Source organism: Arsenicicoccus cauae (assembly GCF_043162025.1).
GTDB lineage: Bacteria > Actinomycetota > Actinomycetes > Actinomycetales > Dermatophilaceae > Arsenicicoccus > Arsenicicoccus cauae.
In genome coordinates this window covers 515,547-525,381 of record NZ_CP171001.1, presented here as the reverse complement: position 1 = coordinate 525,381, position 9,835 = coordinate 515,547, and the positions used below count along the sequence as shown (strand labels likewise).

At 72.6% G+C, this 9,835-nt stretch carries 13 protein-coding genes and 1 riboswitch; of the genes, 9 read left to right on the top strand and 4 right to left on the bottom strand.

Annotation, left to right across the window (positions count from 1 at the left end):
- The first annotated feature begins 81 nt into the window (after nt 1-81).
- The 5 genes from ACF3NS_RS02405 to ACF3NS_RS02385 all read left to right on the top strand — a co-directional run bounded on the left by ACF3NS_RS02405 (nt 82) and on the right by ACF3NS_RS02385 (nt 4,172).
- Nucleotides 82-519: a DUF6918 family protein gene (locus tag ACF3NS_RS02405; protein WP_288799203.1), complete on the top strand. Its 438-nt coding sequence runs from the start codon at nt 82-84 to the stop codon at nt 517-519.
- 74 nt (nt 520-593) lie between these two features.
- Complete coding sequence (locus tag ACF3NS_RS02400; protein ID WP_392467576.1) at nt 594-1,331, top strand: GAF and ANTAR domain-containing protein; 738 nt, start codon at nt 594-596, stop codon at nt 1,329-1,331.
- Between the two features lie 87 nt (nt 1,332-1,418).
- Nucleotides 1,419-1,539, top strand: a riboswitch (SAM riboswitch).
- Nucleotides 1,540-1,620: 81 nt separating this feature from the next.
- On the top strand, nt 1,621-2,790 hold the full coding sequence (gene metB, locus ACF3NS_RS02395; protein WP_154591996.1) for a cystathionine gamma-synthase: 1,170 nt from the start codon (nt 1,621-1,623) through the stop codon (nt 2,788-2,790).
- 265 nt (nt 2,791-3,055) lie between these two features.
- Nucleotides 3,056-3,745 carry a DUF305 domain-containing protein gene (locus ACF3NS_RS02390; RefSeq protein ID WP_392467573.1) on the top strand — a complete coding sequence of 230 codons (690 nt, stop codon included), beginning with the start codon at nt 3,056-3,058 and terminating at the stop codon, nt 3,743-3,745.
- Nucleotides 3,746-3,902: 157 nt separating this feature from the next.
- Complete coding sequence (locus tag ACF3NS_RS02385; RefSeq protein WP_154591998.1) at nt 3,903-4,172, top strand: DUF2277 domain-containing protein; 270 nt, start codon at nt 3,903-3,905, stop codon at nt 4,170-4,172.
- 49 nt (nt 4,173-4,221) lie between these two features.
- On the opposite strand, the gene bioB is transcribed toward ACF3NS_RS02385, so the two are convergent.
- Nucleotides 4,222-5,550, bottom strand: coding sequence for a biotin synthase BioB (gene bioB / locus ACF3NS_RS02380; RefSeq protein WP_392467571.1), 1,329 nt, complete (start codon nt 5,548-5,550; stop codon nt 4,222-4,224).
- Nucleotides 5,551-5,675: 125 nt separating this feature from the next.
- Here bioB and ACF3NS_RS02375 point away from each other — a divergent pair, with 125 nt between their 5' ends.
- Together ACF3NS_RS02375 and ACF3NS_RS02370 are read left to right on the top strand one after the other, a co-directional pair.
- Entirely contained in the window at nt 5,676-6,236 is a 561-nt protein-coding gene (locus tag ACF3NS_RS02375) for a TetR/AcrR family transcriptional regulator C-terminal domain-containing protein (protein WP_392467570.1), read from the top strand.
- A 33-nt stretch (nt 6,237-6,269) separates the two neighbouring features.
- Nucleotides 6,270-6,794 carry a hypothetical protein gene (locus ACF3NS_RS02370; protein WP_392467569.1) on the top strand — a complete coding sequence of 175 codons (525 nt, stop codon included), beginning with the start codon at nt 6,270-6,272 and terminating at the stop codon, nt 6,792-6,794.
- Nucleotides 6,795-6,798: 4 nt separating this feature from the next.
- Here the strand turns inward: ACF3NS_RS02370 and ACF3NS_RS02365 are convergent, their stop codons facing one another.
- Both ACF3NS_RS02365 and ACF3NS_RS02360 read right to left on the bottom strand, forming a co-directional pair.
- A complete protein-coding gene (locus tag ACF3NS_RS02365; protein ID WP_392467568.1) occupies nt 6,799-6,942 on the bottom strand; it encodes a hypothetical protein in 144 nt (47 codons plus the stop codon).
- A 91-nt stretch (nt 6,943-7,033) separates the two neighbouring features.
- Complete coding sequence (locus ACF3NS_RS02360; RefSeq protein ID WP_392467567.1) at nt 7,034-7,156, bottom strand: hypothetical protein; 123 nt, start codon at nt 7,154-7,156, stop codon at nt 7,034-7,036.
- A gap of 136 nt (nt 7,157-7,292) precedes the next feature.
- On the opposite strand from ACF3NS_RS02360, the gene ACF3NS_RS02355 reads away from it, so the two are divergent.
- On the top strand, nt 7,293-8,156 hold the full coding sequence (locus ACF3NS_RS02355) for an aminodeoxychorismate lyase (RefSeq protein WP_392467566.1): 864 nt from the start codon (nt 7,293-7,295) through the stop codon (nt 8,154-8,156).
- A 13-nt stretch (nt 8,157-8,169) separates the two neighbouring features.
- Complete coding sequence (locus ACF3NS_RS02350) at nt 8,170-8,478, top strand: hypothetical protein (protein WP_288797510.1); 309 nt, start codon at nt 8,170-8,172, stop codon at nt 8,476-8,478.
- A 27-nt stretch (nt 8,479-8,505) separates the two neighbouring features.
- Here ACF3NS_RS02350 and ACF3NS_RS02345 read toward each other — a convergent pair whose 3' ends face one another.
- Nucleotides 8,506-9,834 (bottom strand): nitrate/nitrite transporter, encoded by a 1,329-nt coding sequence (locus tag ACF3NS_RS02345; protein WP_392467565.1) that lies wholly within the window; start codon nt 9,832-9,834, stop codon nt 8,506-8,508.
- Nucleotide 9,835: the final 1 nt, after the last annotated feature.

Here is a 9,835-nt window from a genome sequence, read left to right as displayed (position 1 = left end):
TGCGACGAGCCGTCGTGCGGGCGGTCCCCGGCATACGACCTCTCCCGCCGTCGCTCACCCTCCCGACCGGAAGGCTCCACGATGTCCACCACCTTGACCGAGACCCTGCTCGCCCCCACCCGTCGTGACACCGTCGTCGACACCCTCGTCGGCGTCATCGACGCCGAGGTCGCCGGCAAGCGAGGCGTGGGCGGCGCCATCATCAAGACGGCCTACGGCGCGGTCAAGAAGGTCAACGACGGTGTCGTCCGCCGAGCGGTCGACGGCATGCTGCCCGACGCGGCCGCCTCGCTGCAGCCGCTGTGGGACGCGCGCGGCGACCAGGCGTTCGCGTCCTACCTCACCGCCCATGGGGACCAGGCCGCCGACGCCCTGCTGGCAATCAGCGACACCCGCGCCGCCAACCCGCGTCACGCCGCGATCGCCACGATCTACAACGGGGTCCGCCCCAAGGCCAAGCAGCTCGTCGTGGAGGCCCTCCCACGCCTCGGGGCGGCCATCGAGACCCTGGCGTCGTGACGGTCGGTGACCCGTCGTTAGACTCCAGGTCACCCTGCTCCTCGTCACCGTCGCGTCACCCGCTTGGAGGCTCCATGCCCCACAGAGTGGAGCCCACCGAGGTCTTCGCCCGGCTCAACGTCCTGATCCACGGCCGCCCCGAGGCGCGGGCCGTCTACCAGGCCGTCGTCGCCGCAGCCGTCGAGCTCGTCGACGGCTGCGACCACGCCTCGATGATGCTCGTCGACCGCGGCGGCCGCTTCTACAGCGCCGCCGCCACCGATGACGTCGCTCTGGCGGTGGACGACATCGAGCTCGCCGTCGACGACGGGCCGTGCGTGGACGCCATCGTCGAGGAGTCCTTCCAGCACGACCCGGACCTCGAGGACGGCTCGCAGTGGCCCGAGCTGGCGCGCCGGGTCGTCGCCGAGACCTCCGTGCGCGGCCTCATCGGCTACCGCATCCTGCTCGACGGCGAGAAGGTCGGGGCGCTCAACCTGTTCTCCGACACCGCCGGTGCGTTCACGTCCGACTCGACGGACCAGGCGGCGGTGCTGGCGGCGTTCGCCTCGGTGGCGGTGATGACGGTGCGGGCGCAGGCCGACAGCGCCAACCTGGAGCGGGCGCTCGGCACCTCCCGCGAGATCGGCAAGGCGGTGGGCCTGCTCATGGCCGCCCACAAGGTCGACGACGAGGAAGCCTTCGAGCTGCTGCGCAGGACCAGCCAGGACCTCAACATCAAGCTGGCCACGCTGGCCGAGGAGGTCGTCCAGGGGCAGCGCGTGCAGTACATCGCCAACAAGCGCCTCGCCGGCGATCACCTCGTCGACTAGCGCCGCCGGCGAGCACGTCGAGCCGTTCGTCGCCCGAGTGCTGGACATCCCCTGTCCAACCGGTGGCGGACCGCTAGGCTGCAGGCACATCCATCACGACCGGCTGAGGGACAGGCCCGACGACGCCGGGGCAACCGCCCGAGGGGGAGACCCCGAGGGTCAGGTGCCAAGTCCTGCGGGGGCCTCGCGGCCCACCGGCAGATGGGTCGATGCGCCGGCGCGCCCGGCATACCGCTCGTGGTGTCGACCGCAGGACTGGGCCCGCTCAGCACCAGCGAAAGGCGACATCATGACCGAGCTGTCCCGCCTCACCCGCGCGATCCGCGCCGGACTCGAGACCGACCCGGCCCACGGCGCTGTGGTCCCCCCGATCTACCTGTCGAGCAACTACACGTTCGAGAGCTTCGGCACGCCGCGCCGCTACGACTACACCCGGTCCGGCAACCCGACGCGGGACCAGCTCGGCGACGCGCTGGCGACCCTCGAGGGCGGCGCCGGCGGGGTCATCACCGCCACCGGCATGGGGGCGATCACCGTCGTCGTGTCGGCGCTGCTGTCGCCCGGGCAGCGGATCGTCATCCCGCACGACTGCTACGGCGGGTCGTGGCGGCTCTTCGACACGATGTCGCGCAAGGGCGCCTTCGAGCTGGTGACGGTCGACTACACCGACGCGGCGCAGGTCGAGGCCGCGCTGGGCGCCGACCAGGCACCGACGGTCGTGTGGATCGAGACGCCGTCCAACCCGCTGCTGCGCATCACCGACGTCCGCGCCGTCGCCCGGCGGGCGCACGAGGTGGGGGCGGTCGTGGTCGCCGACAACACCTTCCTGTCGCCGCTGCTGTGCCGCCCGCTGGAGCTGGGCTGCGACGTGGTCGTGCACTCGACCACGAAGTACGTCAACGGCCACTCCGACGTCGTCGGCGGCGCCGTCATCGGCGGGACCGAGGAGCTGCACGAGCAGCTCGGCTGGTGGGCCAACGTGCTCGGCCTGACCGGGAGCCCGTTCGACAGCTACCAGACGCTGCGGGGGCTGCGGACCCTGCACACCCGCATGCGCGCCCACGAGGACAACGCTCGCGCCGTCGCGGAGCTGATCGCCGCGCACCCGGCCGCGTCCGCCACCTACTACCCGGGCCTGCCGGACCACCCGGGGCACGAGCTCGCGGCGTCGCAGCAGGACGGCTTCGGGGCGATCGTGTCGCTGGAGCTGGCAGGTGGCGAGCCGGCGGTGCGGGCGTTCCTGGACGGGCTGGAGTGCTTCTCGCTGGCCGAGTCGCTCGGCGGGGTCGAGTCGCTGGTCGTCCACCCGCCGACCATGACGCACGCGTCGATGACCCCCGAGGCGCGGGCCGTGGCCGGCATCAAGGACAACTTGCTGCGCCTGTCGATCGGCATCGAGGCGACCGAGGACCTGGTCGCGGACGTCCAGGCCGCCCTCGACCGCGCCGCCACCGCCTGACCTACCGGGGGTAGGGGCATCAGCCGGGCTTGGTTCGGAGACCGAAGCGGCGGGTGGTGAGTTGGGGGCTCAGTTTGGGTCGCCTGGGTCGCCTGGTCGCCCGGTCGCCCGGTCGCCTGGTCGTGCTGACCGTGGCCGTATGCCGCAGCCCGGCGTGCGAGCGGGCCGGCGACATGCGGCCCGGCACCCGACGCAGGCGGGGATCCACTATCTAGGCTGGGGCAAGCTGATCCGTCTCCCAGGAACTCGATCGTCAGGAGCCCTCATGCGCCGCCCCACCATCCAGGTCGTCGTCGCCGCTGCACTCGGACTGCTGCTCGCCGGATGCGGGTCGAGCGGCGGCGCGACCAGCACCACGAGCACGACCGCCACCACGACCACGGCCGGGGACACCCACGCCGGCCACGGCTCCAGCTCGTCAGCGACACCGTCCGACGCCACGTCCTCCACCGCGACGTCCGCGACGTCCGCGACGTCCGCGACGTCCGGCGGGTCGGCCATGCACGGGCGTGCGGGTGACGTGATGTTCGCGCAGATGATGATCCCGCACCACGAGCAGGCGCTGGACCTGGCCGACTTCGCGCTGAAGGGGCACGGCGCCTCGACCCAGGTGCAGGCGCTGGCCCGCCGCATCCAGAGCGCCCAGGACCCCGAGATCCAGCAGATGCGGCGCATGCTCACGAGCTGGGGCGCCCCGGAGATGCCGGCCGACCACGGGATGCCGATGGAGGGCATGGTGCCCGAGGGGGACATGCGTGAGCTGGCGGCGCTGCAGGGCTCGGCCTTCGACCAGCGTTGGCTGGAGCTGATGACCAAGCACCACCAGGGTGCGGTGAGCATGGCCGAGAACGTCCTCGGGACCACGGACGACCCCGCGGTCAAGAAGCTCGCGCAGGACATCATCACGGCGCAGCGCAAGGAGATCGCCGAGATGCAGGCGATGCCGACCAAGTGACCTGGTGACGTTCCGGGGTCGGTCCGGGCATAGCCCCGGTGCGGGGCCACCTGAGTGGCCCTCGCGGCAGTCACGGTGCGTCGTGCCCGTCTCCGCTGAACGGCTGCACCTACGTCAACCTCTGCTGCGGTGCCCGACGGCTGCCTAGGGTGGCGGCATGTGCCGCAACATCCGGGTCCTGCACAACGTCGAGCCCTCGACCACACAGGAAGAGGTCAGGGCTGCCGCCCTGCAGTACGTCCGCAAGGTCGCCGGATCGGCCAGGCCATCCAGGGCCAACGAGGAGGCCTACGCGCGCGCCGTCGAGCAGATCACCGCGGCGACGTCGACCCTGCTGGACGAGCTGGTGACCGCCGCCCCGCCGCGCAGCCGTGAGCAGCTGGCCGAGCGCGCTCGCGCCCGCAACGCCGCACGGTTCGGCTCCTAGGCGAGCGGCCGAGCGGTCGGGCCCGTCAGCCGGTCAGCCGGTCAGCCGGTCAGACGTTGGCGGGCAGCTGGGTGCCTGCACCGCGCTTGCGCGGGCTGACGACGGGGGCGTCGAAGGCTGCCGCCGCGGAGAACCCCGAGGTCGCGGGGGTCGGCGTGCCGCTGTCGACGGGCGACGGCCGGCCGGGTGCGCGCTCGTATGCCGCCTGCGCGCCCGCCGCATGGCCGCCGCACCCGCTTCCCGCGGATCCGCAACCGCCACAGCCGGATCCGCCGGCGTGGCCGCCGCACCCGCTGGGGGCGGCCGGCTCGGCATACGCGCTCAGGTCGGTCGCGTCCAGCCGCTCGGCCCAGTCATCCGGGGCACCCTCGGGCACGAACCCGTTGTCCCGCAGCATCTCGAGGTCCGCCCGGCCGGGTGCGCCCTCGCTGGTCAGGTAGTCGCCCAGGAAGATCGAGTTGGCGATGTGCAGGCCCATCGGCTGCATCGATCGCAGGTGCACCTCGCGGCCTGCCGCCATGCGGATCTCGGTCGCCGGGTTCACGAACCGGATCATCGCCAGGATCATGAGGCAGCGCTGCGGGCTGATCATGCCGTGCCCGGCCATCGGGGTGCCCTCGAAGGGGAGCAGGAAGTTGACCGGGATGGAGTCCGCGCCGACCTCGTGCAGCGCGAACGCGAGGTCGACGAGGTCCTCGTCGGTCTCGTCCATCCCGGCGATGAAGCCCGAGCACGCGGACAGCTCGGCGAGGTGCGCCTGGCGGACGGTGTCGACGCGGTCGCCGTAGGTGTGGGTGGAGCAGATCTGGTCGTACTTGCTCTCGGCGGTGTTGAGGTTGTGGTTGTAGGCGTCGACGCCCGCGGCCTTGAGCCGGTCGCCCTGGTTGCCCTTGAGGAAGCCCAGGCAGGCGCACACCTCGACTTCCGGGTCGGCCTCCTTGATGGCCTCGACGATGCCGGTCACCTTGTCGATGTCGCGGTCGGAGGGGCCGCGGCCGCTGGCGACCAGGCACACGCGGGCTGCTCCGCCGGCGATGCCCGCGGTGGCGGCCTCGACGGCCTGGTCCTGGCTCAGCCAGGAGTACTTGAGCACGTCGGCCGTGGAGCCGCGCGCCTGGCTGCAGTAGGAGCAGTCCTCGGGGCACAGACCCGACTTGAGGTTGACCAGGTAGTTCAGCTTAACCCGGTTGCCGAAGAACTGCCGCCGGACCTGGCCGGCGCTCGCCACAAGGTCGAGGACGGCCGAGTCCGGCAGCGCGAGGACGGCCAGGGCCTCGTCGCGGGTGCACGACTCACCGGCGCAGCCGCGCGTCGCCATCGCCTGCAGGTCCATGGGATTCTCCTCGTCGAGCGATCGGTCAGCGGTCAGCGGCGTCATGAACACCGTTCAATGAACGCTGTTCATGTTAACTGGGGGGCGGTGGTCGCTCAACGTGAGGGGCCCTGGTGTGGCCGGGCTCTCGTCCCGGCCCACCCCGAGCGAGCCTCAGGAGGAGAGCCCGTATGGCGCTCACGCGGCAGGCCGTCCTCGACGAGGCGATCCGCACGCTCGACGCCTACGGCTTCGCGGACCTGTCGATGCGCAAGCTGGCCGCAGCCCTCGAGGTGCAGCCGTCGGCGCTCTACTGGCACTTCGCCAACAAGCAGTCGCTGCTGGCAGCGGTCGCGACGGGGTGGCTGGGCGCGATGCCCGCGCCGCCGTCGGGGGCGACCTGGGACGAGCAGGTGCGGGTGTGGGCGCACGGGCTGCGCCGCGCCGTGACGGCGCACCGGGACGGCGCCGAGCTGGTCGCGTCCGTCCTGGCGATGCGCGCCGAGGGCGTCGACCCCACGCGCGGCCTGGTGGCGATCCTGCACAAGGCCGGGTTGCGCGCCCCCGATGCGCGGGCTGCCGCGGCAACCGTGCTGCACTTCGTGATGGGGCACGCCGTGGACGAGCAGGGCCACGCGCAGATGCAGGCCTTCGGCGTCGCTCCGGCGGGTGCCGCGCCCGACGACCCCGACCACCGCTTCGAGTACGGCCTGGCCCTCTTGGTCGACGGCATCCGGGCCCGCCTGGCCTGATGCGCAGGGCCTGGACGTGCAAGCATCGTTGTCATGGACCGACGCCTGGACCTACACCTGGACCGACGAGGAGGGGCAGCCCTGCGTCGTCGCTACCTGAGCCTCGGGGTAGGGGAGCTGGTCGCTGCTGGCGTCTTCCTGGTGGCCGCGCTGAACGTGGTGCTGCCGGGGTGGGCCTCCACCGAGCGACCGGCCCTGTGGGGCGGTCTCGCGCCGCTGCTGATCATTCTGGTCCAGGCGGGGGTCTACTGGCTGGCCGCACGCAGCTGGACCCCGCGCTCGACGATGCCGCGCGCGCTGGCCACCACCTACCGAGCCCTGCGCGTCGCGAACGTGGCTCTGCTGGCAGCCGGGCTCATCCTCGTCGTCCGCCACTGGCCGTCCAGCCCCGGCCACGCCGCCCTGGCCATCGGTGTCTGGGCGTTCGCCGTCGTGGAGTACGTGAACTACTTCCTGGTGCGTCTGTCCTACCCGGCGTCCCGGTGGCTCGGCACCGTCACGCAGTGGCGCACCCCCCGCCTCGTGCATGACCTGCGAGAGGCCCGGTCCGGGGGCTGACGTGTCAGCGGTAGTGCCGACGCAGGCGGGCCAGCGCTGCGAGGACGGCGACGGTGCTGCCAGCCCTCCCCAGGGCCGCACCCCGCCGACCCCATCCCGTCAGGTCTGTTGCCGCTGCCTCGGCCACCAGCTCGTCGAACGTGCGCATCTGCCAACGGCGGCAGCCGCCCACGCCCCGGACAACGCGACATGGGGTCGTCTGGCTCGAGCTCGCCGACCGCGAGCAGACCGTTTGACGATCACCCCCCGATCCGCAGTGCCGCATCAACCGCCATCTGGCCGTCGGCAGTGGCGTTGGCGTAGTCGACGGCGAGCGTGAAGTGGAAGAGGGCTTCCCTGCGCAGCTCGTCCGTCGACCTCACAGCGTGCCCGCTTCGGCGAGGACCCGTTCGCGGATGTCGGGTCGGAGCGCGGACTCAGGCACGAGGTCGAGAGCTCGGCACATCGACCTGGGGTGCGAAGTCGGGCGGATGTGCCTGCCCGAGGTAGGTTCTGGGGATGGCGGAGCGCGTGCAACAGGTCGTGGCGGTCATGGGTCGCGGGGTCGTCGACACCGGCGCGCCGGTCGCCACCGGTGACGATCTCGGACTCACCAGGGGCGATGGGTGCTTCGACGCGACGCTGGTGGCCTGGGACGGTGAGGGCTGGCTGGTCCACGACCTCGACGAGCACCTCGAGCGGCTGCGGCGGTCGGCCGACGCGCTCGGAATCCCCCTCGCCGACGATGACGCGTGGATCGAGCTGGTCGGCGACGCGCTGCAGGTGTGGCAGGGCGCGGACGAGGCCGCCCTCAAGATGGTCCTGACCAGGGGCGACGAGCACGGCGACGGCACGCCGCTGGCCTTCTTGACCCTCACGGCCGTCAACGCGGGGATGCAGGCCCAGCGCGACGGCATCCGCGTCGTCACCCTCTCGCGGGGCTACGCCAGCGACGCCTTCGAGGGCGCGCCGTGGCTGCTCGGCGGGGTCAAGCTCCTGTCGTATGCCGTCCACGTCGCCGCCAAACGCGAGGCCAGCGCACGCGGGGCCGAGGACGTCATCTTCACCTCGAGCGACGGCTGCCTCCTGGAGGCGCCGACCTCTGCGGTCGTCTGGCTGCGCGACGGGGTGGTCGCGACGACGCCGACGGGCGCCACGGGGATCCTGGACTCGATCAGCGCGCGCAAGATCCTGGGCGGTGCGGCCGAGCACGGCTGGCGCGCGGAGCGCCGCCTCGTCACCCCGGACGAGCTCGCGGAGGCCGACGCGGCGTGGCTCGTGTCGTCGGTGCGGGGTGTCGCGCCGATCACGGAGCTCGACGGGCGGGCGCTGCGCACGGACCCCGAGGCGACGCGGATCGTCCGCGCCCTCAACGGTTTCTGAGCAGGCGGCGGGCGTGCCGTCATACCGCATCACCCTGGACGTCCTCGACGTCCTGCCGGGCCATGCGCCGCCCGAGGTGCTACGGACCGCCGTCGCGACGGTGGGCGAGACGCAGGTGGTCGAGGCGGACCGGCTCGACGTCGTGGGCGGGACGCCGCAGATCACGGTGAGGTTCACGGTCGACGCGAGCAGCCGGGACGAGGAGGACCACGAGGCCCGCGTGGTGCGCGCCCGCATGGTGCATGCCGTCGCGCAGGTCGCGCGCTGCCGCAACGGCAGGGCGCTGCGCCGCGTCGGGGGCCGGTGGGTCCTGGTCCGCTGACCTCGGCCAGCGCCTCGCGCCGACCCCTCAGCGCGCCCGGCTTCCCCGCCGCAGCCCACGCTCCAGCCACGGCCCGAACTCCCGCGACAGCGCCTCGCTCCAGGTGGGGATCTCGACGCCCTCCTCCTCGCGCCAGCGCCGTCGGGCGAGCCACCGGGACCGATAGAGCCCGACCAGACCGATGGCAAAGACCGGCAGCTGCACCGCCATCGCCAGCCGGAAGTCGTGCAGCGTGTAGCGGCCCCCGGACGACGTCGCGTCGAGCACGAGGCCGATCCCGAGGATCGCGAGCAGCGCGCCGGTGAAGGCGCCCATGATGACCACGCCGGTGGCCGCGCCGAGACGGTGCGAGGGGTTGAAGGTGCGCGCGAAGTCGAACCCGATCGACGACCCCGGCCCCCCCGTGGCCAGCCCGACGACGAGCACGACGAGCAGCCACATGGGCGCGCGACCGGGCCACAGCAGCACGGTGACCCACGGCAGGATGTTGCACGCGGCGACCGTCAGGGCGAGGTTGGAGCGGCGCAGCGGGTGCCGCTGGGTGAGGAGTCCGAGCACCGGACCGATGCCCAGCCCGAGCACCACGAAGAGCGTCAGCAGGCCCGACGCGGTCTGCGGCGACAGGCCCTCACCCTGGACGAGGTAGGGGACGCCCCACATCATCGCGAAGACCATCGGCGCGAACCCCGTCACCCAGTGCGTCCACAGCCCGAGCCTCGTGCCGGGGTGCCGCAGCACCGCGCTGACCTCGCGCAGGACCGGCGGTCGCCCCGTGGGGGCGGGGGTGGCGGCGCCGGGCGGGGCGTCGCGCAGCAGCGTCGCCGAGAGCAGGCAGGACGCGGTGGCGAGCGCGGCGGCGGTGCCGAACGCCACGGTCCACCCCGGACCGTGCAGCAGGGCCGACAGGGGGATGGCGGCGAGCACCTGCCCGGCCTGCCCCAGCAGGCCGGTGAGCTGGGTGAACAACGGCACCTGGCCGGGTGGGAACCACGAGGGGACGAGGCGTATGACGCTGCCGAAGGTCATCGCGTCGCCGGCGCCGACGAGGACGCGGGCCGCCATACCGGTCGGCACGTCGTCGGCGGTGGCCATCAGGAGCTGCCCCACCGCCATCATCGCCGCCCCGATCGTGACCATCCGCCGCGTCCCGAAGCGGTCCAGGGCGATACCGACCGGCACCTGCAGCCCGGCATAGACGAGCAGCTGCAGGACCACGAAGGACGCCACGATGCCGGCGGGCGCGTGGAACCGATGAGCGGCGTCGATCCCGGCGACGCCCAGGGAGGTGCGTTGCAGCACCGCCGCGGTGTAGGCGATGACCCCGACGACCCAGACGATCCACCCGCGCGCACTCACG

Bases quoted from the DNA above. Each gene is read 5' to 3' on its own strand.
- ACF3NS_RS02365 (WP_392467568.1), bottom strand. From the start codon at position 6,942: ATGCGCACGTTCGACGAGCTGGTGGCCGAGGCAGCGGCAACAGACCTG.
- ACF3NS_RS02385 (WP_154591998.1), top strand. From the start codon at position 3,903: ATGTGCCGCAACATCCGGGTCCTGCACAACGTCGAGCCCTCGACCACA.
- ACF3NS_RS02375 (WP_392467570.1), top strand. From the start codon at position 5,676: ATGGCGCTCACGCGGCAGGCCGTCCTCGACGAGGCGATCCGCACGCTC.
- ACF3NS_RS02370 (WP_392467569.1), top strand. From the start codon at position 6,270: ATGGACCGACGCCTGGACCTACACCTGGACCGACGAGGAGGGGCAGCC.
- metB (WP_154591996.1), top strand. From the start codon at position 1,621: ATGACCGAGCTGTCCCGCCTCACCCGCGCGATCCGCGCCGGACTCGAG.
- ACF3NS_RS02400 (WP_392467576.1), top strand. From the start codon at position 594: ATGCCCCACAGAGTGGAGCCCACCGAGGTCTTCGCCCGGCTCAACGTC.
- ACF3NS_RS02390 (WP_392467573.1), top strand. From the start codon at position 3,056: ATGCGCCGCCCCACCATCCAGGTCGTCGTCGCCGCTGCACTCGGACTG.
- bioB (WP_392467571.1), bottom strand. From the start codon at position 5,550: ATGACGCCGCTGACCGCTGACCGATCGCTCGACGAGGAGAATCCCATG.
- ACF3NS_RS02355 (WP_392467566.1), top strand. From the start codon at position 7,293: ATGGCGGAGCGCGTGCAACAGGTCGTGGCGGTCATGGGTCGCGGGGTC.
- ACF3NS_RS02405 (WP_288799203.1), top strand. From the start codon at position 82: ATGTCCACCACCTTGACCGAGACCCTGCTCGCCCCCACCCGTCGTGAC.